Origin of the sequence: Anabaena sp. 54, from assembly GCF_017355725.1 — a bacterium.
Lineage (GTDB): Bacteria > Cyanobacteriota > Cyanobacteriia > Cyanobacteriales > Nostocaceae > Dolichospermum > Dolichospermum heterosporum.
The window spans coordinates 78,263-104,353 of the sequence record NZ_JAAVWA010000011.1 but is presented as its reverse complement, the minus strand read 5'-3'; the positions used below and the strand labels follow the sequence as shown (position 1 = coordinate 104,353).

Here is a 26,091-nt window from a genome sequence, read left to right as displayed (position 1 = left end):
AGAAGAAGTGGTAGACCGTCCCAACCTGGGTCAGAAAAGACCGCTTTGTAGCAAGGATCACCACAACAATCTCCATGACAGAACTCGAACAGTCGCCTGGGGTAAAAACTATGAACAAAGACATAGATAATATAGCCCGTATCGTGCAAGGATGAGTGAAATCAAGGGGATGAATAAAAACAAAACAAATTAAAAAGAAGTAATTGAAATTGGAGAGTTAAAAATGGATTATATCTCCCAATGGGTAGGCATTGACGTAAGTAAAGCAACACTTGATGTTTATATCCGTCCAATGGGTAAAGCATTTCAATTTGCTAATACTGAAACAGAAATAGCTAATCTAGTTAAGCAACTTCAATCTAACGATTTAAACCTAATCGTACTGGAAGCAACAGGAGGACTAGAAACAGAATTAATCATTCAATTGCAAGCGGCTCTTTTACCAGTAGCATTAATCAATCCTCGTCAGGGAAGAGACTTTGCTAAAGCTACAGGTAAGTTAGCCAAAACCGATGCCATTGATGCACAGATTTTGGCGCATTTCGGTGAAGCAATGAAACCGGAGGTGTTAGCATTTTGATTGTGAAATGTCACGTCAATTAGGCGAATTAATTAGTCGCCGAAGACAATTAGTAGAAATGTCTACAGCGGAAAAGAATCGCCGTGACCGCGCTCGTGGTAAAGCTTTGACAGATATTGAATCCCATATTGATTATCTTGAGCAACATCTTCAACAACTCAATCAAGAAATTGAGACGTTGACCCAAAATAATCAACAATGGATTGATAAAGTCAATCTACTCAAAACTACTCCTGGCATTGGTCAAGTAATTTCTACCACTTTAGTTTCTGACTTACCAGAATTAGGTCAATTAACTGCCAAACAAATCTCTCGCTTAGTTGGTGTTGCACCAATTAATCATGATAGTGGTCAGCACAAAGGTAAGCGCATGATTAATGGTGGTCGCGCCCATGTTCGTGCCATTCTTTATATGGGTGCTGTTGTTGCCATGCGTCATAATCCTGTTATCAAAACTTTTTATGAGCGCTTGGTTGAACGTGGTAAACCCAAAAAATTGGCCATTACTGCTTGCGTTCATAAAATGTTAGTTATTTTAAATGCGATGATTCGAGATCATCTTCCTTGGTCTATTTCTCAAGACTCACAACCAATTTCTGCATAAAGTTCTACTGTCGTTTTTATACCTCCAATCTAGTTTGGTAATTTATGGCAATCTATAATTTACCTGTTTTGTTCTGTTCTGTTTTTCTCCTCTATTTTCTGACTTTTTTCCTAGACTTTAAATTTTTCCTTAACGATCGCTTGACAATCAAGACAGTCGCTACAGGAAATGGACAAGGTATTGTTTATTTTGTGGCTTACTCTTATTTGTCATTTTGTAAAAGTTTATATCCCACCCGTGTTTATACTCAAAACGGTTGGAACCTGGAATTTTGTAAAATCACGAAAAACCTAGATTTGTAGGGGTAAAGCAAGAGCTTCATTGGTGTCAACTTAGGCTACAGATGGCTTATTTGTTGGCTTCCACACCCACCCAGAAATGAATTTCCGGGCTAATAGCGAAAGTAAACTAAAGTTTACTCAAAAATTTCTGGGTTATTTAGTCATCAAAAGACAACTTCTGCTATTAAGTAGGTGAACACAATAAAACCAAACTGTGTAAAGAAATGTAAAATCGCCCAAACCCTCTTCACTCTTGCCTCTTGCCTCTTGCCTTTTGCCTTGCCATAACGACAATTTTCAACGCTCACCTACTTAGACTGGGAATTCATTCCCAGGCGGGCTATGGGTTTTACGTTAATGCTATTAGGGACTTCCAAGAAATAAATTATCCTGATTAACGAACCACAGAGGCGCAGAGGACACAGAGGAATAAGGGTTTGAGCCCACATTCCGCACCCCCAAGTGTCACACCCCAAGAAAACCGATATATTTAGTACATAAGAACTAATACCTGTGAGGGGTGATTAAAATTTATTGAGGCTAAATAGGAATAATTACTATTAAAGCAGATATATAGTCAATAAAACGACTAAGTACGAAATTTTGATTCTGAGGTGATTGTAATGGAAAACCTAGTCCAGAATCATTGAAAGCTTTATCCTCAATGACTATAAAAAACTAAAAAAACGTTTTAAATCAACAGAAAAATGAGAACATGGTAACAGATACTTATATGGAGTTTCTGTTACCATGTTTAGTACAAAAGACCTGGAATTGAAGAAGATAGACCATTTAGGGATAGTAGCAGGAATAGTAGATTCAATAGGGATTGTAGAAATAATTAATAATTTAGTAGGTTCAGAGCCAGGAGAAAAAGTCAGTGCAGGTCAGGTGGTAAAGGCGATGATTTTGAACGGCTTAAGTATGATGTCACAGCCGTTATATATGTTTCCAAAATTCTTTGAATTAATTGCTTGTGAACATTTAATTGGTGTAGGAGTAAAAGCAGAATATCTCAATGATGACAAGCTGGGGAGAGTATTAGATAAATTATTTATAAAAGGACTAGATACAGTATTTTTAGCCGTCAGTTTAAATGCAGTAGAAATATATCAGATATCACTCTCATCATCACACTTGGATTCAACATCATTTCATGTACATGGAGAATATGAAAATAGTTTACCATCAGTAATATTTGAAGATTCAAAAGAATCAGGTTCATTAGAAAAAGAAAATGAAGAGAGTCAATCACCTCAAGCGATAAAGCTGACTTACGGTTATTCTAGAGATCATCGTCCAGATTTAAAACAATTTATTACACAATTAGTATGTTCAGGAGATGGAGATATACCAATATATATAAAAGCAGTATCAGGGAATGAAGTTGATTCTAAAAAATTTGGAGAAATCGCAGTTGAATATCAGAAAAGAATACAAGTTGATAGTTTGATAGTAGCAGATAGCGCATTATATACAGAATCAAATATCAAGTTAATGTCGAGTCTCAAATGGTTAACCAGAGTACCCTTAACGATAAAATCAGCAAAAAACTTAGTGATGAGTTTAGCAGAATCGGAATTTGTTAAAAGTGAAAAAGCAGGATATTCTTATGCCGAGAAGAAAATAACTTATGGAGATATAGAGCAAAGATGGTTAATCGTACAAAGTCAAGATAGAAAAAAATCTGACTTAAAGAAATTATCAAAGAGAATAGAAAAAGCTTTGACTAATACTCAAAGTAAGTTAAAAAACCTATCGCAAGAAAAATTTGCTTGTGCGGCTGATGCTAGAAAGGAATTAACAAAAATAAGTAAAGAATTTAAATATCATCAAGTAGAAAATATTGAAGTTATCGAAAAAAGTCCTAAAATCAAAGAAGAAAATCAATCAAAATACTATCAAATCTTAGCAACAGTTGTTGAAAATAAAGATACTATTGAGCAAGAAATGTCAAGTGCAGGAAGGTTTATAATTGCCACCAATGTTTTATCAGAAAAGGAACTGAGTAAAGATAAAATGCTGTCTGAATATAAAGCGCAGCAATCCTGTGAAAGGGGATTTAGTTTTCTCAAAAATCCTTTATTTTTAGCAGATAGTATTTTTCTAAAAAGCCCAGAAAGAATAGAAGCATTGGCAATGATAATGGGGTTATGTTTGCTAGTTTATACTCTAGCACAAAGAGAAATTAGAGCAGCTTTAAAATCTTTAAACTATACTGTAAAAAATCAATTAGGAAAGGCCATAAACAATCCAACTATGCGGTGGATATTTCAATGTTTTCAATCAGTTCATCTTGTGACTTTTCAAGGAAAAAGAGAATTTTATAATTTGACATCAGAAATGAAGTACATTCTCCTATTCCTCCCAGAAGCTTGCCGTAATTACTACAGATATATAAGTTGATTTATCAACATTATTAATAGTTTAATTATACAATTTGACTCATTGATTTTATTAATGAGTTTAAGTTTTAATGCTGTTTTTAAGTTTATTTCTAGAAGGATATAAGTTATGATTAAGTCTTGATAGACTAACAATAAAATTATATTATATTTTCTGCCAGAAACCACCCTCATTCTTTATTGCTTCTTATTGAGAATGTATCTGAATCAATTTTCCTATCTAAAATTTGTTTTTTTATAGATAAATGTATTCTTTTACTCATTTTTCATCAATTTACCTCCGTAATCACCGTTTGTGACAGTCAAGGGTGCGGAATGTGGGTTTGAGAGATTTTTGCGTTAGGTGGTTGAGTATTTTTTTATTTGGAAGTCCCTTAGACTGGGAATTCATTCCCAGGCGGGCTATGGGTTTTACGTTAAGTTGACACCAATGAAGCTCTTGCTTTACCCCTACGTTTAGAATCAAACAATCAAGCCGTTTTGAGTATAGTATAGCAACTTACGTTAATAGAGGATTTAATCTTTTACCTGAGGTAGTGCGTAAACCATTCACTCGCCAGTTGTGCTACTGCTGCTAATTTACCTGGTTCTTCAAATAAATGGGTGGCTCTAGGAATAATCTCCAGCCGTTTTACTGAGTGCAACTGTGCCAGTGCATCCTCATTCATTGCTATGACGGGCGTATCGTAACCGCCAACAATGAGCAGTGTTGGTGCTTTGACATGAGATAATGCTGAACCCGCTAAATCAGGTCGTCCACCACGGGAAACAATAGCTTGTACTGCCTCTGGACATTCTGCGGCAGCAACCAGGGCTGCACCTGCTCCTGTACTAGCACCAAAGTAACCTACTTTGAGGTTACAAGTATCTGGGTTCTGTTGTAACCAATCCGTAGCCCCAACTAACCGCGATGCTAACAACCCAATATCAAAGCGTAAGTGTCTGGTTCGCAAATCAATTTCTTCTTCTTCAGCAGTGAGCAAATCAATTAATAAAGTTGCTAGTCCCGCCTGTTGTAAGACTCCGGCAACATAGCGATTACGAGGGCTGTGCCGGCTGCTACCACTGCCATGAGCAAACAATACTACACCCATAGCACCATTTGGAATCATCAAATTCCCCTCTAAGTTAACCTTACCTGCTGTCACTGACACCAGATGTTCTTGGGGGTGCTGTGTTAATGTTCTATCCATCACCTCAACCTCCATTTACGAATTATTAGCTACTAAGTAGGTGAACACAATAAAACCAAACTGTGTAAAGAAATGTAAAATCGCCCAAACCCTCTTCACTCTTGCCTCTTGCCTCTTGCCTTTTGCCTTGCCATAACGACAATTTTCAACGCTCACCTACTTAGTAATTTTTGCCTTGTCAACAGTTCACATACCTCTGTGTCGGTTGTTTGCTGAAAATCTTCGTACCAAATACCGATGGCACACAAATCTTCTGGCATCATTACGCACACAACCTGATCTACTTCTGCTTGCAGTTCTTCACAGGTAGATGCTGCTGCAACTGGAACTGCAACCACCAGTTTACCGGGCTGTTGCTTTTTCAATGTAGCGATCGCTGCTCGGATAGTAGCACCCGTAGCAATGCCATCATCAACTAGAATAATAGTATGATTTTTGACTTTCAGTAGGGGGCGATTACCCCGATAGGTATGGCTACGGCGGTCTAATTCCCGCATTTCGATAGCTGCTACTTGATTAATAGTTTCTGGGGAAATCCGCAACCAATCAACGACATTCTCATTAATTACACGCACCCCTCCGGTGGCGATCGCACCCATGGCAAGTTCTTTGTGTCCAGGTACACCGAGTTTCCGCACCAAGCAAACATCTAATGGGGCATCAAGTTCCTTTGCTACCTCATAAGCCACAGGCACACCGCCACGGGGAAGCCCCAATACTAAAACATCTGGACGATTGGCATACTCTGTTAACTGAGCAGCTAAGAGTTTACCCGCTTGCGTCCGATTCCGGAATCTTCGTAACATATTTTTATACCTCTTTATTAAAATAAATCACTAATGGAGGCCGGAGATTTGATCGTAAATCGTTGAATAGCATTAGCAATTAAAGGCGCAACTGAGACAATTTTTAATTGCTGCCAGTCGGTTTCTTTTGGTGTTACGGTGTCTGTGACAAAAACAGCCTTGATGCTGGGGTGACTTAATTTCGCCCGTGCATCCTGAACAAATAGCCCGTGAGTAGCAGCAATAATTATTTCTGGACGGGTCTGGGCTGTGAGTAGTGCTTCAATACTCCTAGCAAGGGTGCCGTTCTCCAGCGACAATATAAGCGGCGATTTCTCCAGTTTGCCAATCAAGAGACTTCCAAGAAATAAATTATCCTAAGAAACGAACCACAGAGGCACAGAGTACACAGAGAGAGAATTTCTGCATCAGTTTTGGGACATTTTTTTATTTGGAAGTCTCCAAATAAAAAATCTTCCACCCAACCTTGAGTTTCACCCAGCGCAGATTCAACCGTAATTTGATGCAAGCGGTGAAGATTGTCTGGAATGTCTGGCACTGGATGATAATAAATTGACACCGCACCCATACCTATTCCAGCAATTCCCTGTACTGGTAAATAAGCTTCCTCACCCGAAAAATAGGCAATACGCCCGGAATCATCCAGCCAGACTTCTTCTAACTCAGCAAAACGAGCAGATGTCGAGCTATCTATGGCTATTGAACCGATAATTTGACTACGACGCACAACATTGAGCATATTTCCCCTCCCATACTCCCTATTTCTGAGGAGTTTGATTAATACAACACAGCGGCTGATCTTTTGCCACCTTGTTGTTTGGAACTTGAACTCTACTTTGAGGGTAGCAAGAAAATCGGAGAAATTGTTCCATCAATTTGTAGAAAAAATGTAGAAGGAATTAATCCCAGGAGAACAAACTTAGTTATTAAGCAATAAGTAGTGAGACAGAATTAATTACACAATGTCATTGCGTTAGCGTAGCGTGGCGTTAGCCATATGGAACGAAGTGAAATGAAGCAATCGCAACGGTTGTGATTGCTTCTCTTCCCTCGCAATGACTGTAAATATTTTTGTCCAATTACTTAACATTCCTTAATTACAAAAAAAGGGAACAGGGGACAGATAAGAAACAAAAGTTACTGAGTTCAAAGCTCAGTCAAGAAAAAGATGTGAAATATTCGCATATTACAAAATGAAGTGCGGAATATGGGAAATTTAACTGTTAAATAAAAATTTATCTTTGTAATGCAATACAATAAAACTGTATAGTGATACCTTATTAAAGTTTAGTAAGCTGTTGTTACTGTCGGAACAAACGCCAGGAAAAGATAATAATACGTTTGATTAGTAGTCGTAGACGATGCAATAGTAAAGTTAACACAACTAATAGGTTATTCAACAAACGTTTATAGAAGGGAAGAGGTATGAGTTGCTGTTGTAAAAATTGCAAGTTGTTCCGAACGGTTATTGTATTAGGGTGATTAGTTCCTTGCACTCGTTCAGACATAGCTAAAGCATCAAGGTAGAGAAGTTCAGCTTCACTGTATTTTCCTTGGTTACGGTAAAGACCTGCTAAATTGTTCAAGCTAGAAGCAACATCAGGATGGTCGCCTGTAAATAGCCGCCTTGTCATTTCTAAAGCATCAAGGTAGAGAGGTTCTGCTTCACTGTATCTTCCTTGGCTTTTGTAAAGAAATGCTAAATTGTTCAAGCTAGAAGCAACATCAGGATGGTCGCCTGTAAATAGCCGCCTTGTCATTTCTAAAGCATCAAGGTAGAGAGGTTCTGCTTCACTGTATCTTCCTTGGCTTTTGTAAAGAAATGCTAAATTGTTCAAGCTATTAGCAACATCAGGATGATCGCCTGTAAATAGCTGCTTTCTCATTTCTAAAGCTTCAAAATAGAGAGGTTCTGCTTCACTGTATTTTCCTTGGTCATCGTAAAAAACTGCTAAATTGTTCAAGCTATTAGCAACATTAGGATGATCGCCTGTAAATAGCCGCTTTGTCATTTTTAAAGCTTCAAAATAGAGAGGTTCTGCTTCACTGTATTTTCCTTGGTTATCGTAAAAAACTGCTAAATTGTTCAAGATTTGAGCAACATCAGGATAGTCGCCTGTAAATAGCCGCTTTGTCATTTCTAAAGCTTCAAGGTAGAGAGGTTCAGCTTCACTGTATTTTCCTTGGTTATTGTAAAGACTTGCTAAATTGTTCAAGCTAGTAGCAACATTAGGATGGTCGCCTGTAAATAGCCGCTTTGTCATTTCTAAAGCTTCAAGGTAGAGAGGTTCAGCTTCACTGTATTTTCCTTGGTTATTGTAAAGACTTGCTAAATTGTTCAAGCTAGTAGCAACATTAGGATGGTCGCCTGTAAATAGCCGCTTTGTCATTTCTAAAGCTTCAAGGTAGAGAGGTTCAGCTTCACTGTATTTTCCTTGGTTATTGTAAAGACTTGCTAAATTGTTCAAGCTAGTAGCAACATTAGGATGGTCGCCTGTAAATAGCCGCTTTGTCATTTCTAAAGCTTCAAGGTAGAGAGGTTCAGCTTCACTGTATTTTCCTTGGTTATTGTAAAGACTTGCTAAATTGTTCAAGCTAGTAGCAACATTAGGATGGTCGCCTGTAAATAGCCGCTTTGTCATTTCTAAAGCTTCAAGGTAGAGAGGTTCAGCTTCACTGTATTTTCCTTGATTACGGTAAAGACCTGCTAAATTGTTTAAGCTAGTAGCAACATAAGGATGATCATTTGTAAATACAATTTGACAAACTTTTACTAATTGCTGATACCAAAATTCTGCTACTTGATATAATCCTTGTCCTTGATAAAATCTTCCTAACCCTTCAAATACCCAACAGATTTCATCAGCAACCATAGATACTGGTAAATTATTCTCTGCTACTGTTTCTTGGTTAATTTCATCTATTAACCGTTTTCCTAAATCTTCCCAATGAACAACAACTAACTGGAAATTTTCAATATCTTCAGAAGTGGGTGATTGAGGAAGTCTTTCAGCAACGAATATCATAGGAGTAATAAAATTTCTTTCGAGAATTGGCTGCTTTTCTCCAACTTCTGCTAACTGTTCTTGCAAAAACAACCGCACTAAATTATGAATTGTATAAGCTTCTGGTGATTCTTGTCCTGTTTGTAAAAAGTTAACTTGATAAAGTCTTTTTTTAGAGGTAGTTAATTCTTCTTCTGTCCAAATTAGTTGTTTTTCCTCATTCTCTACTTCAAACTCAATTACCCAAACTACCAAATCCCAAAAAATAAACTGAGGAGAAAATAAACTTAAAAATGCTCCCAGATATTGAGTTTGAGTATCCAGTGTTTCCCAAGTTAAATTAAAAGCGGCTTTAATTCCCAATTGAGTTTGATTGATAGTTTCTCTTTTTTGTAAAGCTGTTTCCGCTAACTTACGTTTTTGTAACCGTTCTAACATTTGAGTTAGAGAAAGTCCCAAGTCTGTTTTTAAATAACTTCCGACTAAAATTATCCCCAAAGGTAAATTTCCCAAAAACTCACATATTTCTGTTGCGGTTTCTAGTTCATTGACAAATCGCTGATGATTTCCTCCCAATTGCTTTTGTAAAAGTTCTAATGCTATTGGTGGTGATAGAATCTCTAAAGGTAGTTCTTGAATATGATTAGGGTCTAAATGTTGTTGTCGAGTAGTTATCAAAACCCGAAAGCGTGTTTCCAGTGGAACAACATCTTGTAACTGTGTTAAATCAGTTAAATCATCAATGACAATTAAAACAGGTTTTTGTGTTTTTGGATATTGTAACCAACACCAATCTACCTGTTGTTTGAGAGTTAGCGGCTTTTCTCCCTGAGTTTGGGGAATTTCTAGACCGAATTTTAATGTAAAAAGTTCAAATACTTCTGCTGCGAGAAAACGTTGTCTAGCATTAAACCAAATTATGCCATCATAATGATCTTGATATTGTGTAGCGTATTGAGTAACTAATTCAGTTTTACCCAAACCACCCATTCCGGTTATTGCTACATAATTTCCCCGTCGCAAATCTTCATGGATAGTTGTCAGTTCTGTTTCTCGTCCGACAAAATGAACAGAACCACGATAGGGTATATCTTTAGTGGGAGTTAACTTTGTCCGTTTCCCGTCGGACGAGTCCAGTCAAATATTAAACGTGCTTCCTCTTTGGTCGTTTGTTTGATTTTGCGCTGCGTTGATAGCTTTTTGGATGTTTTGATTAAAAATTGTCGCCTGGGGGTGTTGAGAATTTGCAAAAGCTGCTTGAATCTCTTTGAGAAATTTTTCTAAATTTTTAGGTGGGTTAGTTTGTGCTAACTGGGTTAATTCCTGAATAACTTGACTAATATTAGGGTCTGCTTTCGCTGCGGTTTCTATTTCCATTACAGCTTGATTATAATTAAGGAGTTGTTCTGGTGCTTGTTCAATAGCTGCGAAAGTTCCAGGTAGTCGCTGTTTCAACACTTCCAAAAACTGCTGAGTTTTGTGAGATAAAGTGTCTCCAATGTTTTCGCCAACTTTTTCCAATGCTTTAGTAGCAAGTACCGTCGCAACAGCAATACCACCAGTTGTTAATGGTTCCATTTGTAATATTAGTTAAAGTATCATTTTGAGATAGTATAGCATTTATACACGACCTGGTAATTCTGCTTTACAAAAATAAATTTTAATTTTTAAATAGATATCTTCAAAAAAGAATGTACAGACAATTCATAAGTTGTCCCTACAAGAGTTTAAGTCATTGAAACCTTTATAAAAACCCACTTTCCGCACTTCATTTTGTAATACGCGAATATTTCCATAATTTTATTTTTTATCATTTAATAAAACACATATTTTATCCATCATTTTAGGTATTAATATTGAACAATTTAACCCTTGTTAGGAATAATTCTTGAAAAGATGGATACTACATTGTGAAGTGCGGAATATGGGTAAAAACGTTCCATAAGGTGTAGAGACGTTCCATGGAACGTCTCTACAATCTTTACAAAAGAAGTCTAATGAGATACAAAATTATCTGCGTTCATCTGCGTTCATCTGCGTTCCACTCTAACCCGTAGTACATCACATCTCTAAAGCTTACCATACATAATTTTTGTTAAATAAAATTATAAATCTGTTATTTAATCCAATAAAACTGTAAAACTATACATTGCTTTTGTATAATTATACATTAATTTTGTATAGCAATACAATCTTAATGTTAAAAGAAACAAAAATTAAAGATAGTAGTCTATTTAATTAGTAGCTGTGTTAGCTATAATGTTTTCCCGCCGTTTATTTGCATCACACACAGCAATGAAAATCTGTAACATACCAATTCTAGCTTCAGGAAAAACTAACAACCTCAAATAAATTTGTTTATTTGCGTTGATAATAGAGTGATTAGTTAAATTATTCATTAAATTAAATTTTCTAACTTTAACTATTGAATTATCAAAAGATGTAAATCATACCAACTTTTAGTATTTTATAGCTATACTTAAACAAAAAAATTCTTTTTTAGGCAAATAGTAGCTAAAACAAAGATTGTCACCTTTCCTAAATCAAATACAACCACCCCATAAATATATACTTATCCTCCTTTTTCTTCCTCTGTGAACTCTGTGCCTCTGTGGTTCGTTAAAAAAACTCCAGTAAAAATAAAGTCCTATATATTCCGCAACGCAGACCAACTACTAGCAATAGGCATTCTCCAACCAGTCCCAAAAGCACGGTCAGTGATTTTTAATCCCGGTGCAGCTTGTCGGCGTTTAAACTCCGCACGGGATAATAATTGTAATACCCTATCTACAATTGCCGATTCATGACCTGCGGTAATAATTTCTGCTGCTGATTGATGTTGATGAATCAAACGGTCGAGAATATCATCTAAAATTTCATAAGGTGGTAGGGAATCTTGGTCAACTTGACCCGGTTTAAGTTCCGCGCTGGGTGCTTTGGTGAGAATATTTGCGGGAATAACTTCTTTTTGTTGATGGGAATTTAACCATTTACAGAGGGAATAAACGCGGGTTTTAGGAACATCAGCAATCACCGATAAACCGCCATTCATATCACCATAAAGAGTGCAATAACCAACAGCAACTTCCGATTTATTGCCAGTAGATAAAAGCAGATAACCGAACTTATTAGAAATTGCCATTAATAAATTACCACGAATTCGAGATTGGAGATTTTCTTCCGCAATCCCAAATTCTGTTCCAGCAAATAACTCACCAAGAGATTTATCAAAACTTTGCATTAATTCCCCAATAGGTAAAATCTGGGTTTGAATATCTAAATTTGCTGCTAATGCTAAAGCATCACTAATAGAATGTTCTGAACTATAGGGAGAAGGCATTAACACACCAATCACATTTTCTTTTCCTAATGCCGCAGTCGCAATGGCAGCTACTAAAGCAGAATCAACTCCCCCACTTAAACCTAACAATACTTTAGAAAAGCGACATTTACCCACATAATCTTTAACTCCCAAAACCAAAGCATTCCAAATTTCCTCATCTTCAGATTCATCAATGGGCGAAATATGACCTAATTGTAAATCCCGTTTATCGGCATTAAATTCAACGGTCAAAAAATCAGAGACAAAACCTTTAGCACGACAAACAATTTCACCTTGTTTATTTAAAGCAAAACTGCGTCCATCAAAAATCAAATCATCATTTCCGCCAACTTGGTTTGTATAAATAATTGGTTGTTGAAAATTAACTGCACTATGTTTTAACATCGCTTCTCGCAGATGTTGTTTACCAACAGTGTAGGGTGAAGCAGATAAATTAACAATTAAATCAACTCCTAAATTTGCTAAATCAGCAATGGGATTAACTGCGTAACTCCGCTTACCCCAAAATTCCTCATCATTCCATAAATCTTCGCAAATTGTCACACCAATATGAAGATTATCTAATTTAAAAGAATTGGCTTGTAGTCCTGGTTCAAAATAGCGTTTTTCATCAAAAACATCGTAAGTTGGTAATAGCCTTTTATGGAAAAATTGCTGGATTTTGCCATTTTCTAATAAAGCCATACTATTAAATAAATTTTTCCCTCCAGAAATGTGCGCTTGGGAATTTTTAACCACAGTTCCCACCAATACAGCTAAATTTGCAGGTAAATCTTCAGCTAATTTTTGCAATGTTTTATCTATTGATTCCACAAAACTAGGATTTAATAATAAATCCCTTGGTGGATACCCACAAATAGATAATTCAGGTGTTAATAATAAACGAACATTTTCTGATGCTGCTTGTTGTGACATTTCCAGGATTTTTTGAGTATTTCCTAGTAAATCACCAATAATAGGATTAATTTGAGCGATAGCGATTTTCATGATCATAAAAAAGGGAATAGGCAAGAGGCAAGAGGGAATAGGCAAGAGGTGCGTGGTACAATCGTTTATAACTCTAATTTTTTGATAAGAGCAATAATCATTCGAGTTTCTTCGTGAAGCAATTTAATAATCAAATCAATTTCATTCAAAGTACATAATCCGATTCTTTCTGATACAATAAGATGCGTTTCCAACTCATTAATTGAACCTTGACTTATATTTAAAAATCTCGCGTAATCTCTAGACGATCTTCTTCCATAACCCTCTGCAATATTAGCAGGAATAGAAACAGATGATCTTCTAATTTGTTGAACCATGCCATAAATTTCTTCTTTAGGAAAGTTTTTAGTTAAAAAATAGCATTTTTCAGCTATATCCATACCTTTCTGCCAAATAAGTAAATCTTTAAAATCATTTATTTCCGCCATTTTAACTTCCTCTTTCAACCTAATATAATATCTTAAATTCCTCTTACCTCTTGCCTCTTGTCTTCTTACTTATTGCCTCTTGCCTTCTTGCCTTCTTACTTATTGCCTCTTGCCTTCTTACTTATTGCCTCTTGCCTCTTGCCTTCTTGCCTCTTGCCTCTTGCCTCTTGCCTTCTTCAAATAAACACCAAAGGTTTATCTTTAAATGGTGCAAAAGCCTCTTTATCAAACCTATACAAACTTGCAGGACGACCGGCACCTCGTGATACTTTAATGCCAGTATCGGATAAAAAGCCCAATTTGAGTAACCGCGCTCGAAAATTAGAATAATCGGCAAAACATTCTCCTAAAACTGTAGTGTATAGTTGATACAAATCGTTTAAAGTAAAAGTTTCTGGTAAGACTTCAAAAGCTATAGGACTATATTCTAATTTGTTTTTTAATCTTCTATGTCCATAGGTAATAATCTCATTATGGTCAAATGCTAATTGTGGTAATTGTTTGACAGGATACCAAGCAATACCCGCCACTTTATCGGCAATTAATTCTGCTTCTTCAAATCTGACTAAAGCAAAGTAACTAACTGATAAATAACGGACTCCATAGCTATCAATTTTTTCCCTGGGGTCACGGTTTGGACCACCAAAAGTATAAAGTTGTTCTAAATAAAGATTATTTACCTTTATTTTCTCAGCCATAATCCGATAAGCAGCATCTTCTAAAGATTCTCCTTGACGGACTAAAGTACCAGGAAGACTCCAATCATTTAAGAATGGTTCTTGCTGTCGCATAACCAAGAGAACTAACAACCGATTTTGAGCAGTATCTACAGAAAAAATCACATTATCAACACCAACTTTAAAGTCAGCTAAAGGTTGTTGATTTATGGAGTTTAGAATCTTTTTTTGGTTACGTATTGGCATTCGTACAAATGCTGTTGATGAATATAGGCAATGACGGGAGGTGTGAGAGTATTAATATCTCCTTGTTCACGAAAGGCGGTAGAGGAAACATCTAAACCAATTAAATTTGCAATTTTAATTTTTCCTCCGATTTGTTTAACTTTTTCTAAACTAGAATCATCTATTATATATCCTGGTCTGGGAATTACCAGTAATTGCACTTGTTGTAATAAATCTTCAACATGATACCAGCGCGGCAATTGATTGACTAAATCAGCCCCAATTACTAAAGTATATTCAATATCTTCTCCCCATTTTAATTTTGCTTTACCTACAGTTTCTAGAGTTTTCCAACTACTCAAATCTTGTTCTAAGGCAATATTTTGGTTAGCAACATTGATATCTTTAATTAACAGTTCTAACATTGCTGCCCTGTGCGGTAAAGGCGTTTGTTGGGATTTTAGAGGATTATCCGCCGCCCATACAGCCACCCAATCATAATGTTTAGATAGCCACTTGAGAATTATTAAATGCCCAGCAGTTGGCGGATCAGCACTTGTACCAAATAAGGCTATTTTCATGATTTTTGATTCTGCTTTTTTGCAATTTTTAGAGTAATTTAAACGAACCACAGAGACGCAGAGGACGCAGAGGTAAGAGAAATTATATTAATTTATCTCTTTTTTTCGTTTTATTTGTCAATTTCTGTAATGGTTCTGATATTTCAATTTTGACGGAAGTGGGATTTTCTATTCTTCTTGTTTCTGCTGGTAAACTAGCAACTGATGCCGCAGTTCGTTGACGAATGATTGTTAAAGTTTCTGGTGTTTGTAATTGTTTACCTGCTTTGATTACTAACTGTAATAAAGATTTTTCATGGTCAGATTTTTCTTCTGTTAAGCCTAATCTATCTTTATGTATTTTACCATCTAAGAAGGATCGAAAAATTTGTTTTTTACCTGGATAAGTGAATTTACCACTTGATTCTTTCATGACGGGAATTCCTTCAATGTCTACAAGTTTATAAACTCCATTGACTGGTGAACCTGTAACTAATTTTGTGCCTAATCCATAACTATCAATTTCTGCTCCTTCTTGTTTAAGTCGGCTAATTTCCCATTCGTCTAAATCACCACTGGCGAATATTGAGATATTCGGTAAGAGCGATCGCACTTGTTTTGATAAACTAACTAAATCCCCAGAATCTAACCTGACTCCAGATAATTCTAATTTTCCAGAATTGACTTTTTCTGCTAATTTCTCCGCGGCAGCAACGGTATCATACGTATCAATTAGTAATGACGCACCGGGAAAATATTGATGAAATGCCGTAAAAGCCTGTTCTTCACTCCCTTCTAACGCTGATAAAGCCATAACTAAAGCGTGTGCCATTGTCCCACTTGGTTTTTGTCCTAGTTGTAGCGCCGCTAACACATTGGAAGTACCATCTAAACCACCTGCCAAAGCCGCCCGCGCTGCCCATAAAGAGGCTTGGGGACTAAAAGCCCTGCGTGTACCAAATTCTAAAAGTGTGGCTTTTTCTCCCGCTATATCCCTTAATCTTGCGGCTTTGGTGGCAATTAGAGTTTGATAATTCAGAGTATTTAAAAGATATGTTTCTACTATTTGCGCTTGCCATAAGGGTGCTTCTATTCGCAGTATAGGTTCATTTGCAAATATCGCTGTTCCTTCTGCAATTGCCCACACATCTCCAGTGAAGCAACCTTCCCGCAAAAGCTGCCAAAAACGCTCATTTGCGTGGGTAAAAATTCCCGTTGACTGCAAATCAGCAATTTGACTGTCATTAAACCGGAATTTAGTCAAATATTCCAAAGCTTGGGCTAAACCCATAGCTATTAAATAGCCAAAACCATCAGGTAAGCGTCTGACAAACAATTCAAAGCTCGCTTGCTTCTGTTCTATACCTTCACCAACATAACAAGCTGTCATTGTTAGCTGATAAAGGTCTGTTAGTAAGCTGTAATCCTCACAACTGAGATTTAATTCGGGATTTTTCCTTTCATAGTCTATATCTAGGAAAGTTGTCATCTGAGATGCCCCTACCAAGAATGTCTCTTTATTTATGGTAGTATTTACCATAAATAATGTCAAGCCTTGGCTAATAAATAATGACAAATTCCCCAAAAGCCTATATTCGTAAGGGAGTTAGGCTATTTTTTACAATTAATTTATATTTCTTAATAGTACAGATAGTCAATATCAAGAAGTTGAATAAGATTTACAGAATAATTGACCGCGGATAATAAGGGATGAATTAATGAATGGATTTTATGATTCTGTGCAGCTTTACATATAATAAGTTTAAGGGTTTAGCCCGAATTAGACTAACAAATGGTTTTTGTGTTTGCATGGGGAATAATTGCGTTACTATATAACAATAGAAACTAAATTTATATAAGAATAGGAAAACCAAGAAGAAATTAATACCAATTTCTTTGAAAACAGATAAAAGTTATTTCGATAGAAGGATGATATCAATTATGGATTCTGTAAGTCTCACCCACGAACAATTATCTCAAGCTATTAATGAACTTCCACTGGCAGCACTTCCTGAATTAGCTGATTTTATTGAATCTTTACTTTTTAAGCTTAATTTAACTCCTGCGGCTATTAATAATGAACCAGGGGAGAGTAATTTTTTATTAAGTATTGCTGGTATAGGAGAGTCTAGTGAATCCAATTTATCAGACAGAGATACAGAAAACGGAGAACTGGAAATTGTTCCAACTAGAGGTATCAAGGAATTTAATCATGAGGTAAATAAATAATCATGACGGCTATTTTAGATATAAGTTTCTTAGTGGCAATTGTTGATATTAAGGACGAAAATTATGGGCGTATCCTTGATGTTATAGTTGATTCAAAGGAAGTATTGGTTTTACCAACAACAGTTTTACCTGAAGTTTGTCATTTGCTTGCTTCTCGGTTAGGATATCCGACAACAAGACAGGTTTTAACTGAATTAGCTAATAGTAATGTCATTATTGAAGGGATTGATAAAACTGATTTAAAAAGGGTGATGGAGATTCTAGACCAATATACTGATAGTAAGTTAAACTTTGTGGATGCAACGATTGTTGCTATTGCGGAAAGGATGAATATTACTAAGATTTTTACTTTAAATAAACCTATTTTTAGTATTATTAGTCCACTACATTGTGCTGGTTTTGAGATATTTCCTGAATAGGCTATCAATCAGATCCCTGACTTCTTAAAGAAGTCGGGGATCTTGTATTTTGTACTTATTTTAAAGGAACAATTGCACTCATTTGGTCTAAATCCAGGACTGTTGCTAATTCTGTTTCTGTCATTAAACCTTTTTCGAGAACTATTTGCCGGAGAGATTTACCTGTTTCTAAAGATTCCTTAGCTACAGCCGCAGCATTCAAATAACCGATGTGGGTATTTAAGGCGGTGACTAATGCTAAACTGCCTTCAGCATAGGCTAAACAACGTTCTTTGTTAGCAGTAATTCCTTGAATACAGCTTGTGGTTAAAGCCGAAATTGTGTTACCTAAAATCTCAATGCTGTGAATTAAATTATAGGCAATGAGGGGCATCATTACGTTTAATTCTAATTGTCCAGCTTGGGCGGCAAAAGCGATCGCATTATCATATCCCATTACCTGAAAACATACCATTGATGTCATCTCTGCCATCACAGGATTATATTTTCCGGGCATAATTGAAGAACCAGGTTGGACTGGAGGAAGTTGAATTTCCTTAAATCCGGTTTTGGGACCAGAATCCATTAACCGTAAATCGTGGGATATTTTCACCAAATCCTGGGCTAAATTCCGCAACGCCCCAGAAACATTCACAAAAGCCCCCATACTTTGCATAGCAGCCATTAAATGGGGTGCTGGTTCTAGGGGAAATTCCAATAATTGCGACAGGATATCCACAACTCTTTGCCGATATTCTGGGTGAGTATTCATACCTGTTCCCGCCGCACTACCACCTAAACCCAACACCATTAAATCCCCAGAAGCAATGTAAAGACGGTTTTGGTGTTCTGAGAGAATTTGCGCCCAAGCCCGAAAATTATCCCCTAATCGCACGGGTACAGCGTCTTGGAGGTGAGTTCTCCCCGATTTGACGATATCTTGAAATTCTGTAGCTTTGGCTTCTAAAGCCGAAATTGCCTGTTCTAAAGCTGGTTGTAAAGTGCGAGAAAGTGCCAGTAAGCCACCAATCCGAATAGCTGTAGGGATGACATCATTGGTAGACTGTCCGTAATTTACATGATCATTGGGGCTAACGAGTTTATAATTACCTTTTTGATCTCCCAGAATTTCTAAAGCGCGATTTGCCAAAACTTCGTTAATATTCATGTGGTGAGAAGTTCCCGCACCAGCTTGATAAACATCAACGACAAATTGACCTCGTAATGCACCTGCTAAAATTTCATCAGTAGCTTGAATAATAGCCTTGCTGATATCTGCGGGAATACAATCCAATTCTCCATTGACAATAGCGGCGGCTTTTTTAATATATAAACCAGCATCTATATAAGTGGATAAAGGTTTAATCCCGCTAATGGGGAAATTTTCGATCGCCCTTTGGGTTTGAATCCCATAATATACGTTATTGGCAATTTGGCGATCGCCCATTGAGTCTTTTTCAATGCGAAAATCTGAATTGTTAGTCATATAAATGGAGAATGGGAACAGAAGAACAGGGAACAGGCAAAAAACTTATTTTTAACTCATAGAACTTACGCAACTGGCACATTGGTAGGGTGCGTCAGACTGCATAAATCTTGCAAATAAACAGATTGTTGATATCTGACGCACCCGACAACAGATTTTTGGTGTGACACTTGCGTAAGTCCTAACTCAATTGAGGATTGCTATATTTCCCACTTATCATAATACACACACCCGTGATTAAAAACGCCAAGGCACTGCAAAATCCAGCAAATACAGATGTTATTGTGGCTGGAAATACAAAACCAAAAATACTCATAGCTAAGGAAAATTCCCCAAAATACATCCCAATTCCTAAACCTGCCCATCGTTGGGTCATTAATCCTAAAATAAATGGAATCACCCCATTAGTAATTAAACTAAATCCAGCCAAAGCCAACAATATAATCAGGAAATGTGCGCCTAAACTTAGCATTAATATTATTGATAAAATAGTAGTACAGATACCCGCCAACATGGCTTGACGATTACCAATTTCAGTAGCCAAAAATCCCGCAGGTAAGGCAATAAAAGCCAAAGTTAAGCTAATTACTACCATGATTGTGGTGATATTATCTGTATTTAGTTGAGTTTTCAGAGTTTTGCTGATAGCACTCATCAGTAATCGAGAACCCCAAGCCATACTCAAACCTGTGACGAAAATTAAGCCTAATTTGGTAATAGGTATTTGCGACATTTTAGGGATTTTGGGGATGTTGAAAATCTCCCGATTAACTGGCGTTTCTGGAGGTGCAAAAAACCGGACAGTAAACACTGCCAGCAAAAGCACAAAAGAAGCTATGGAAAAAGCAAAAATCGGACCCAAACCTAAAATAAATGTATTACCAATATCCCGAAAAGAACCAACTATACCCCCAGCTAAACCTAAAAAACTCGCTGCCAATGGTAAATCTTTTGGGGTAGCATATTTTCCTAATAAAGAAATTGCCGGAGAACGAAATATTGTCATTGCTAATGCCCAAGCAATCAAAACTAAAGGTAAAATTCCTTTAATTACTTCTGTTGGGGGAATAAAAGTCACAACGCAAGGTATGGCAATAAACAAGCTTGCTGCTAAAATTACACCGGCGGAAATCAAGGGAAAGCGACTCCCTACCCAGCGAACAGCTTGATCTGAAAGTCCCCCCATAACTGGTTCTAATATCAGACCCAAGGCAGTTTCTAACACCAATAAACCAACTGCTAAGGATGCAGGAAATCCAAATTGAGTTAACAGTTTAGGCAAATATAGATTATAAACTAACCAAGTCAGGGTAATTGCTGCTTGTAATCCAGCTAAAGCCAAAACTTGCACCCATAAAATTCTGGGTTGGGATTTTGAGATATTCATAAAATTATATGGGAAAAAGTGCAAAATTACGGCACGTTCCGGGGAGATGAGGTAGAAAATTTACAAAATAATTCATTCCCGACTCAGTGACTTTTGCTGTATGATTTTGTAAATAATTGCAGTATAAGCTTTTTGTATGCAAATTTATAAAAGATTAGTATTAATTTTTAACAATGCAGTAAAATAGCATTATGGGATTAGCTGTAACTTAACGTACCTGTTTACAAACCGTCACAAGGGTTGTTATCAGCAATACACAATATTTGGTATGCTCACTCATACTCATGTCATTTCTTCCTTAAGGAATAGGTAATAGGCAGATGGAAAAATTAGTCATGAGTAAGTATTCTTTCCACTTACCTCTTCCCCGATGATCAATTATCCATTATTTCTTTCCTAAACTATTGCATGAATCTAAATCGAGTTAAATCCATCCCCAAATGGACACAATTACCATCTCCACCCATATTTTGTTCAGAAGTATCTATGCAATTGGGTGGAGATACATCCGTTGCCCAATTACAACAGCAGGTAGAATATTTACAAATCCAATTAGAGTTAGAAAGACAGGAAAATATTCAAAAGATACAGCAAATTCAGAAATTCCAAGGATTGCTACAATATATTACTGAACACATCCGCGATAGTCTAGATGATCGCAAAATATTAACAATTATTACTCAAGAATTAGTTGATTTATTACAACTTAATCGCTGTCAAATTGAACTTTATAATCCCTGTTTGACTGCTGCTACAGTTACCTACGAATATAGTGCGAGTTTACCCCATTTTCAAGGTTTAACCACAAAAGTTGCTGATTTCCCCCGAATTTATCAATCTCTATTGCAAAAACAAATCTGGCAATCTATAGAAATTGTTCCCGGACATAATTCTGGCTTACAAATGATGAGTCAATTGGCTTGTCCGATTTTTGATCATCAAGGTGTTTTGGGCAATATTTGGCTAATTCGGCATACAGAGGCAAAATTTGGAGAATTAGAAATATCTTTTTTACAGCAAATAGCTAATCAATGTGCGATCGCCATCTGTCAATCTCAACTCTACACCAAAACCAAAGCCCAAGTTCAAGAAATTGCAACCCGAGAACATCATTACAACGAATTTATCAGACATCTTGCCCAAGAATTACGCACACCGATTACTAATATTAATCTTGCTGTGCAAACCCTAGAAAGTCTCATGACACCACCGGGGATTATAGATATAGAAATAGTATGCCAACTATTACAAATTCTCCATCATGAATGTGGACGAGAAGATAAATTGCTTACCGATCTTCTTACCTTGACATATCTGAAAATCGATCCTGAACCTCCTAATTTAATTACTATTGATTTTTCAACTTGGTTATTTTCCATGGTTGAATCTTTTCGAGATGTTACCAATTGTCAGCAACAACAATTACACTTAGATATCCCCAGAGAAATTCCTCCTTTATCCACAGATATCACCGAGTTAGAAAAAATTATTACCCTACTACTCAACCAAGCTTGTCAATGCGCTCCCGCAGGTGAATCAATTACAGTTACCGCCGATGTGAATGCAAACACGGTAGAATTAAAAATCATTATTTCTGGTGTAGAGATGCCTCACCATAAACTGTCACAAGTTTTTCAGCCATTTTACCGCATTCCCAAACATTCCCCCTGGCAAGCACAGAACACTGGCTTAGAATTGGCATTAGTGAAAACAATAGTACAGCGTTTAGGTGGATTTATTCAAGTTATGAGCATGAACAATCGCATTACTTTTATCATGCAATTCCCACTGTTGTAGTTGTTTAGTGTCTTCAGCAATCTGTTGATAAATTTCGTGATTCAACAATTAATAAAGGCACCTCTCCCTAACCCTCTCCTAAGAGGAGAGGGAAAAGGAATAAGTAATTGGACAAAAATATTTACAGTCATTGCGAGCGAAGGGAAGCAATCACAACCCTTGGAATTGCTTCATTTCACGTCGTTCCATATGGCTAACGCCACGCAACGCTTACGCAATGAAATTGTGTAATTAATTCTGTCTCACTACCTATTAATCAAACCCCAGGAAAATTAACGATTTTTAAACCATGCAACACTAGCGCAAAAGTCAAAAGTCTGATATCATGATCTAATAAGCGGGTGAGTAGCTCAACGGTAGAGCAGTTGACTCTTAATCAATTGGTTGCGGGTTCGATTCCCTCCTCACCCATTAAATAAGATGTTAAAGAAATAAGCATGATCAAATAAAGGATATTTGAAGAACAAGAAGATCCCCGACTTCTTAAAGAAGTCGGGGATCTGCTACTCTGCTACGATCGAAGATATTCTTTTAAAACCTCAACTGTAGCTTTTCCAGTTTTTTCCCAACTAAATTGATTTGCTCTTTTCAGACCTTTTTCTGAAAGTTGTTTTCTCAGTTCTGAATCATTAATAACTGCTTGCATTGCTGCTGTAATCTCCCTCGCATTATAGGGATTAATTAAAATAGCAGCATCTCCCGCAACTTCTGGAAGTGAGGAAATATTAGAAGTAATAACTGGTGTACCACAAGCCATTGCTTCTAAAACCGGTAAACCAAATCCTTCCCACAGAGTAGGGAAAACAAGTGCTAATGCTTGATTAATAATTATTGGTAATTCGTCATAGGAAACATAGTTAAGGAATTTAACAAGATGACTTATTCCTAATTCTTGAGTTTGTGCTTCTAATAATGGAGAGTAACGTTGATCATAGGGTCCGGCTAACCATAGTTCATAATCATTTTTGTGAGGTAATGCGGAAAAAGCGGTAATTAGTCTTTGGAGGTTTTTGTAAGGGTCTTGACGACCAATATATAGGAAGTAATTGCGGGTAGGAAGGTTCAGGAATTGGAAATGTGAGTTATCTCCCGCCAAGAGAATTGGTGTAATTTTATTACTAGGAATTTGGTAAAATTGGGTGATATCATTGGCTGTTGATTCTGATATACAAATAATATGTTCTGCTTGTTTAAAAACTTCAGGAGTATAGTATTTATGGTATGTCGTCAATGGTGAAAAGCGTTTAGGAAACCGCAGTGGTATCATATCAAATGCTGTAACAACAAACCGACAATTAGTATATAAAGGTGCTTCGGGAATAGGGGAAAATAAAAGTTGGGATTTGAGGTTTTGATAGATTTTTGGTAATTGGAATTGTGTCCACAATAAACGGCGTAAATGTCCTTTCAAACCTTGTTCTGAGGTTAGGTTAGTAGGAGTTTGATAGCAGTTATAGTTAGGGAAAGATTGGGAAGTTAAAAGTATTGGCTCAAGTTTTTGTAAATGAGGTAAAAGATTAAGAGCGTAGGTAGTTGTACCTGTAGGTTTGGTAAGTAAGAATGAAAGATTAGTGAGTAATTGCATTTTTAATTTTTAGTTAGGAATGTGAATTAAATAAGGTGCAAAAGTAGGGTGTGTTAGCGACAGCGTAACGCACCATTCCAGGTTACATCAGAATTGCAGGTTATTAAATTTGCGTTCCTTAGTTCAGTTATTAATATTTTTTATTCATACAAATTCAGTTTTAAATAAGCCCATATAATTTTTATTTTCTTTTTTTTATTATAAAGATTACAGAATTTCAGGAATATTACCTTGATTTAGCCAATTAATCATTAAATAAGGATGAACAATGTGAAATTCATGGATAGGAGAATTATAAATACTATGTCTTTCAGGAATGATAAGTTCAATATCTTTATTTAAAAAATCTTTAAAATTAGCTGTCACTAATAGATTAGCTCGACCAGCTAAAGCTGTTTCTAAAACGTGCTGATCTTCTATATCACTAATAGGAATAACACCTGATCCTCCTAATGTTAATTGAGGCTGAATTTGAGCATAACTGCGGATAACATCTACATAAAAAGACGCATCCTCAGCCAAGGGAGTTAATCTTAATAAAACTTCTTCTAAACGATTTAACATTCCCCAAGAAATCACAAGTTCTACTTTTCCCATATAACAGCGACCATAACGAACTGTATCAACTATACTTTGACAAGCTGATAGCTTGCGTGGTGTAGCCATATTTTGATTTTCTTTGATATCAGCTAATAATGCCGCACACCAAATATTGAGATCAAGACATAAGCGTAAATGATTAGACATCACGAGTTAACTCAACTGAAGCACAGAGTAAATCATCTTCAGTTTCTAAAGAATTTAACCAATTTTTATCTATATTTTGGGCAATTCTTTGTTGAGCGAGTTTGTATTGATGGTGCAATAAAACTCTTGTAATTTCTTGACTAATTTCTTGCCACTGTGCTTCAGAAGCAACCCCATTTAACTGTAAGAGTGCTGACCAAGCATCATGAGGTAACATAGCTCCTAGCTTGATTGAAGCACTGGCTATTTGGGATATTGAGCGATTTTCCATTTTTGATAATACACTAATTCGCTCTGCTGTTTCTACGTCTAGGTCTGCTGAGATGGTTTTTTCTGTCATTGCTCTATTTTTCTCATGAGTTCTATAAAGATTATAACTTTTAATTGGAATTGTGTCCATAATAAGCGGTTTAAATGTCCTTTCAATCCTTGTTCTGATGTTAAGTTAGGAGGAGTTTGATAGCAGTTATAATCAGGGAAAGATTGGGAAGTTAAAAGTATCGGCTCAAGTTTTTGTAAATGAGGTAAAAGATTCAGAGCGTAAATAGTTGTACCTGTGGGTTTGGCAAGTAAGAATAAAAGATTAGTGAGTAATTGCATTTCTCATTTTTAACGAGTAGGATATTACTGTACTGCATAAGGTGTAAATTGCCGTTTAAAAGCAGAATGAAAACCAAGGACAATATCTGAATTTGGTACACCCATTTGCACTAATCTTTCAGCTATAGATTCTTCGGTTCCGTTGTACTGAATCCAAATTTTGCCGTCTTCAATGTCAAAGTGCATCACTGGTCCAAACACTCGTTTATCGCCTTGCCATCCGATATAATTGAGTTGGTAATGGTCATGTTCACTATCAAATATTAGTTGTGCTTTGACTGGATCATTTGTGGTACAAATCTGGGCGTGTTCTGTTAAAATTTGTGTGATAAATTGTCTATACTTTTCTATTTTATCCATTGTCGAACTTCCTCCTGTTTAGGATCATAAATCATCAGCTTGACTTGATATCGCTGTAGCATTCGTTGAATAAATGGAAGTTGAAAAAAGTCATAATAAGTCTCAAAAGGGATGGCTAAGTAAACAATTCGGTTTGGTTCTTGTTCTTCAAGTGCTTGGCTATAGTTAAGATATTGACCTAATGCTGTATGGAAACTACTGATATCTGAATCTCCAATAAAGCTTTTAATTTCTACAGCAATTTTTTCTGAGTCCCTTTCTGCGGCTATGGTGGTTTCTGCGGCTAAATCAATTTGGAGTTTAATTGCTTCACTAATGCGAATGGTTAAGGGGTCATGGGTAATATTCCATCCTTCTTTTATTAAAGCATTTTTTACCTGTTGATGGAAAACATCTTTTGCCATTGTT

Annotated in this window: 25 protein-coding genes, 1 tRNA gene and 1 pseudogene; 7 read left to right on the top strand and 20 right to left on the bottom strand. The window is 36.4% G+C overall.

Annotated features, from left to right (window positions below; translation table 11 throughout):
• The first annotated feature begins 223 nt into the window (after window positions 1–223).
• The 3 genes and pseudogenes from HEQ36_RS12895 (at window position 224) to HEQ36_RS12885 (ending at window position 3,871) form a co-directional block, all read left to right on the top strand.
• Window positions 224–1,184, top strand: a pseudogene (locus HEQ36_RS12895) (IS110 family transposase).
• A 44-nt stretch (window positions 1,185–1,228) separates the two neighbouring features.
• Window positions 1,229–1,486, top strand: a complete 258-nt coding sequence (locus HEQ36_RS12890; RefSeq protein WP_290707865.1) for a hypothetical protein — start codon at window positions 1,229–1,231, stop codon at window positions 1,484–1,486.
• Between the two features lie 729 nt (window positions 1,487–2,215).
• Window positions 2,216–3,871 (top strand): IS1634 family transposase, encoded by a 1,656-nt coding sequence (locus HEQ36_RS12885; protein WP_053538824.1) that lies wholly within the window; start codon window positions 2,216–2,218, stop codon window positions 3,869–3,871.
• A 523-nt stretch (window positions 3,872–4,394) separates the two neighbouring features.
• On the opposite strand, the gene HEQ36_RS12880 is transcribed toward HEQ36_RS12885, so the two are convergent.
• The 12 genes from HEQ36_RS12880 to HEQ36_RS12825 all read right to left on the bottom strand — a co-directional run bounded on the left by HEQ36_RS12880 (window position 4,395) and on the right by HEQ36_RS12825 (window position 16,583).
• A complete protein-coding gene (locus tag HEQ36_RS12880) occupies window positions 4,395–5,063 on the bottom strand; it encodes a dienelactone hydrolase family protein (RefSeq protein WP_053539991.1) in 669 nt (222 codons plus the stop codon).
• 152 nt (window positions 5,064–5,215) lie between these two features.
• Window positions 5,216–5,869, bottom strand: a complete 654-nt coding sequence (locus tag HEQ36_RS12875; protein WP_168636532.1) for a phosphoribosyltransferase — start codon at window positions 5,867–5,869, stop codon at window positions 5,216–5,218.
• A 17-nt stretch (window positions 5,870–5,886) separates the two neighbouring features.
• On the bottom strand, window positions 5,887–6,201 hold the full coding sequence (locus HEQ36_RS12870; protein WP_168636533.1) for a hypothetical protein: 315 nt from the start codon (window positions 6,199–6,201) through the stop codon (window positions 5,887–5,889).
• Complete coding sequence (locus HEQ36_RS12865) at window positions 6,198–6,608, bottom strand: hypothetical protein (protein ID WP_190383779.1); 411 nt, start codon at window positions 6,606–6,608, stop codon at window positions 6,198–6,200. The genes HEQ36_RS12870 and HEQ36_RS12865 overlap by 4 nt, the downstream gene beginning before the upstream one ends.
• A 562-nt stretch (window positions 6,609–7,170) precedes the next feature.
• Window positions 7,171–9,897, bottom strand: a complete 2,727-nt coding sequence (locus HEQ36_RS12860) for a tetratricopeptide repeat protein (RefSeq protein ID WP_290707863.1) — start codon at window positions 9,895–9,897, stop codon at window positions 7,171–7,173.
• Window positions 9,898–10,011: 114 nt separating this feature from the next.
• Window positions 10,012–10,452 carry a hypothetical protein gene (locus tag HEQ36_RS12855; RefSeq protein ID WP_168636534.1) on the bottom strand — a complete coding sequence of 147 codons (441 nt, stop codon included), beginning with the start codon at window positions 10,450–10,452 and terminating at the stop codon, window positions 10,012–10,014.
• Window positions 10,453–11,108: 656 nt separating this feature from the next.
• The gene (locus HEQ36_RS12850; protein WP_205748577.1) at window positions 11,109–11,273 is read right to left on the bottom strand and encodes a hypothetical protein; all 165 of its coding nucleotides are present in this window, start codon (window positions 11,271–11,273) and stop codon (window positions 11,109–11,111) included.
• 248 nt (window positions 11,274–11,521) lie between these two features.
• Window positions 11,522–13,204 (bottom strand): NAD+ synthase, encoded by a 1,683-nt coding sequence (locus HEQ36_RS12845; RefSeq protein WP_168636535.1) that lies wholly within the window; start codon window positions 13,202–13,204, stop codon window positions 11,522–11,524.
• A gap of 65 nt (window positions 13,205–13,269) precedes the next feature.
• Window positions 13,270–13,632, bottom strand: coding sequence for a four helix bundle protein (locus tag HEQ36_RS12840; RefSeq protein ID WP_039200180.1), 363 nt, complete (start codon window positions 13,630–13,632; stop codon window positions 13,270–13,272).
• 176 nt (window positions 13,633–13,808) lie between these two features.
• The gene (locus HEQ36_RS12835; protein ID WP_053539997.1) at window positions 13,809–14,555 is read right to left on the bottom strand and encodes an NUDIX domain-containing protein; all 747 of its coding nucleotides are present in this window, start codon (window positions 14,553–14,555) and stop codon (window positions 13,809–13,811) included.
• Window positions 14,525–15,115, bottom strand: coding sequence for a nicotinate-nucleotide adenylyltransferase (locus HEQ36_RS12830; protein WP_053539998.1), 591 nt, complete (start codon window positions 15,113–15,115; stop codon window positions 14,525–14,527). Before HEQ36_RS12830 ends, HEQ36_RS12835 begins: the two co-directional genes overlap by 31 nt.
• Before the next feature lie 82 nt (window positions 15,116–15,197).
• Complete coding sequence (locus tag HEQ36_RS12825; RefSeq protein ID WP_168636786.1) at window positions 15,198–16,583, bottom strand: nicotinate phosphoribosyltransferase; 1,386 nt, start codon at window positions 16,581–16,583, stop codon at window positions 15,198–15,200.
• A 407-nt stretch (window positions 16,584–16,990) separates the two neighbouring features.
• On the opposite strand from HEQ36_RS12825, the gene HEQ36_RS12820 reads away from it, so the two are divergent.
• Complete coding sequence (locus HEQ36_RS12820; protein WP_193964692.1) at window positions 16,991–17,323, top strand: hypothetical protein; 333 nt, start codon at window positions 16,991–16,993, stop codon at window positions 17,321–17,323.
• Window positions 17,324–17,325: 2 nt separating this feature from the next.
• The gene (locus tag HEQ36_RS12815; protein WP_053540001.1) at window positions 17,326–17,742 is read left to right on the top strand and encodes a PIN domain-containing protein; all 417 of its coding nucleotides are present in this window, start codon (window positions 17,326–17,328) and stop codon (window positions 17,740–17,742) included.
• A 55-nt stretch (window positions 17,743–17,797) separates the two neighbouring features.
• Here HEQ36_RS12815 and HEQ36_RS12810 read toward each other — a convergent pair whose 3' ends face one another.
• A complete protein-coding gene (locus HEQ36_RS12810) occupies window positions 17,798–19,207 on the bottom strand; it encodes an aspartate ammonia-lyase (protein WP_053540002.1) in 1,410 nt (469 codons plus the stop codon).
• A 181-nt stretch (window positions 19,208–19,388) separates the two neighbouring features.
• Window positions 19,389–20,594: an MFS transporter gene (locus HEQ36_RS12805; protein WP_053540003.1), complete on the bottom strand. Its 1,206-nt coding sequence runs from the start codon at window positions 20,592–20,594 to the stop codon at window positions 19,389–19,391.
• 408 nt (window positions 20,595–21,002) lie between these two features.
• Here HEQ36_RS12805 and HEQ36_RS12800 point away from each other — a divergent pair, with 408 nt between their 5' ends.
• Both HEQ36_RS12800 and HEQ36_RS12795 read left to right on the top strand, forming a co-directional pair.
• A complete protein-coding gene (locus HEQ36_RS12800) occupies window positions 21,003–22,391 on the top strand; it encodes a HAMP domain-containing sensor histidine kinase (protein WP_168636536.1) in 1,389 nt (462 codons plus the stop codon).
• 339 nt (window positions 22,392–22,730) lie between these two features.
• Window positions 22,731–22,802: transfer RNA gene (locus HEQ36_RS12795), tRNA-Lys, on the top strand.
• 100 nt (window positions 22,803–22,902) lie between these two features.
• Here the strand turns inward: HEQ36_RS12795 and HEQ36_RS12790 are convergent.
• The 6 genes from HEQ36_RS12790 to HEQ36_RS12765 all read right to left on the bottom strand — a co-directional run bounded on the left by HEQ36_RS12790 (window position 22,903) and on the right by HEQ36_RS12765 (window position 26,087).
• Window positions 22,903–23,976 (bottom strand): glycosyltransferase family 1 protein, encoded by a 1,074-nt coding sequence (locus HEQ36_RS12790; RefSeq protein WP_168636537.1) that lies wholly within the window; start codon window positions 23,974–23,976, stop codon window positions 22,903–22,905.
• Window positions 23,977–24,183: 207 nt separating this feature from the next.
• Window positions 24,184–24,723: a PIN domain-containing protein gene (locus tag HEQ36_RS12785; RefSeq protein ID WP_053540006.1), complete on the bottom strand. Its 540-nt coding sequence runs from the start codon at window positions 24,721–24,723 to the stop codon at window positions 24,184–24,186.
• Entirely contained in the window at window positions 24,716–25,063 is a 348-nt protein-coding gene (locus HEQ36_RS12780; RefSeq protein WP_039201226.1) for a hypothetical protein, read from the bottom strand. The genes HEQ36_RS12785 and HEQ36_RS12780 overlap by 8 nt, the downstream gene beginning before the upstream one ends.
• The gene (locus HEQ36_RS12775) at window positions 25,060–25,323 is read right to left on the bottom strand and encodes a hypothetical protein (protein ID WP_039201225.1); all 264 of its coding nucleotides are present in this window, start codon (window positions 25,321–25,323) and stop codon (window positions 25,060–25,062) included. The genes HEQ36_RS12780 and HEQ36_RS12775 overlap by 4 nt, the downstream gene beginning before the upstream one ends.
• Before the next feature lie 24 nt (window positions 25,324–25,347).
• The gene (locus HEQ36_RS12770; protein ID WP_039201223.1) at window positions 25,348–25,683 is read right to left on the bottom strand and encodes a XisI protein; all 336 of its coding nucleotides are present in this window, start codon (window positions 25,681–25,683) and stop codon (window positions 25,348–25,350) included.
• Complete coding sequence (locus HEQ36_RS12765) at window positions 25,671–26,087, bottom strand: XisH family protein (RefSeq protein ID WP_053540007.1); 417 nt, start codon at window positions 26,085–26,087, stop codon at window positions 25,671–25,673. The genes HEQ36_RS12770 and HEQ36_RS12765 overlap by 13 nt, the downstream gene beginning before the upstream one ends.
• Window positions 26,088–26,091: the final 4 nt, after the last annotated feature.

Excerpts from the sequence above, each read along its gene's own strand:
- HEQ36_RS12890 (WP_290707865.1), top strand. The coding sequence starts at position 1,229 with ATGGCAATCTATAATTTACCTGTTTTGTTCTGTTCTGTTTTTCTCCTC.
- HEQ36_RS12885 (WP_053538824.1), top strand. The coding sequence starts at position 2,216 with ATGTTTAGTACAAAAGACCTGGAATTGAAGAAGATAGACCATTTAGGG.
- HEQ36_RS12880 (WP_053539991.1), bottom strand. The coding sequence starts at position 5,063 with ATGGATAGAACATTAACACAGCACCCCCAAGAACATCTGGTGTCAGTG.
- HEQ36_RS12875 (WP_168636532.1), bottom strand. The coding sequence starts at position 5,869 with ATGTTACGAAGATTCCGGAATCGGACGCAAGCGGGTAAACTCTTAGCT.
- HEQ36_RS12865 (WP_190383779.1), bottom strand. The coding sequence starts at position 6,608 with ATGCTCAATGTTGTGCGTCGTAGTCAAATTATCGGTTCAATAGCCATA.
- HEQ36_RS12855 (WP_168636534.1), bottom strand. The coding sequence starts at position 10,452 with ATGGAACCATTAACAACTGGTGGTATTGCTGTTGCGACGGTACTTGCT.
- HEQ36_RS12850 (WP_205748577.1), bottom strand. The coding sequence starts at position 11,273 with ATGAATAATTTAACTAATCACTCTATTATCAACGCAAATAAACAAATT.
- HEQ36_RS12845 (WP_168636535.1), bottom strand. The coding sequence starts at position 13,204 with ATGAAAATCGCTATCGCTCAAATTAATCCTATTATTGGTGATTTACTA.
- HEQ36_RS12840 (WP_039200180.1), bottom strand. The coding sequence starts at position 13,632 with ATGGCGGAAATAAATGATTTTAAAGATTTACTTATTTGGCAGAAAGGT.
- HEQ36_RS12835 (WP_053539997.1), bottom strand. The coding sequence starts at position 14,555 with ATGCCAATACGTAACCAAAAAAAGATTCTAAACTCCATAAATCAACAA.
- HEQ36_RS12830 (WP_053539998.1), bottom strand. The coding sequence starts at position 15,115 with ATGAAAATAGCCTTATTTGGTACAAGTGCTGATCCGCCAACTGCTGGG.
- HEQ36_RS12825 (WP_168636786.1), bottom strand. The coding sequence starts at position 16,583 with ATGACAACTTTCCTAGATATAGACTATGAAAGGAAAAATCCCGAATTA.
- HEQ36_RS12815 (WP_053540001.1), top strand. The coding sequence starts at position 17,326 with ATGACGGCTATTTTAGATATAAGTTTCTTAGTGGCAATTGTTGATATT.
- HEQ36_RS12810 (WP_053540002.1), bottom strand. The coding sequence starts at position 19,207 with ATGACTAACAATTCAGATTTTCGCATTGAAAAAGACTCAATGGGCGAT.
- HEQ36_RS12805 (WP_053540003.1), bottom strand. The coding sequence starts at position 20,594 with ATGAATATCTCAAAATCCCAACCCAGAATTTTATGGGTGCAAGTTTTG.
- HEQ36_RS12800 (WP_168636536.1), top strand. The coding sequence starts at position 21,003 with ATGAATCTAAATCGAGTTAAATCCATCCCCAAATGGACACAATTACCA.
- HEQ36_RS12790 (WP_168636537.1), bottom strand. The coding sequence starts at position 23,976 with ATGCAATTACTCACTAATCTTTCATTCTTACTTACCAAACCTACAGGT.
- HEQ36_RS12785 (WP_053540006.1), bottom strand. The coding sequence starts at position 24,723 with ATGTCTAATCATTTACGCTTATGTCTTGATCTCAATATTTGGTGTGCG.
- HEQ36_RS12780 (WP_039201226.1), bottom strand. The coding sequence starts at position 25,063 with ATGACAGAAAAAACCATCTCAGCAGACCTAGACGTAGAAACAGCAGAG.
- HEQ36_RS12775 (WP_039201225.1), bottom strand. The coding sequence starts at position 25,323 with ATGCAATTACTCACTAATCTTTTATTCTTACTTGCCAAACCCACAGGT.
- HEQ36_RS12770 (WP_039201223.1), bottom strand. The coding sequence starts at position 25,683 with ATGGATAAAATAGAAAAGTATAGACAATTTATCACACAAATTTTAACA.
- HEQ36_RS12765 (WP_053540007.1), bottom strand. The coding sequence starts at position 26,087 with ATGGCAAAAGATGTTTTCCATCAACAGGTAAAAAATGCTTTAATAAAA.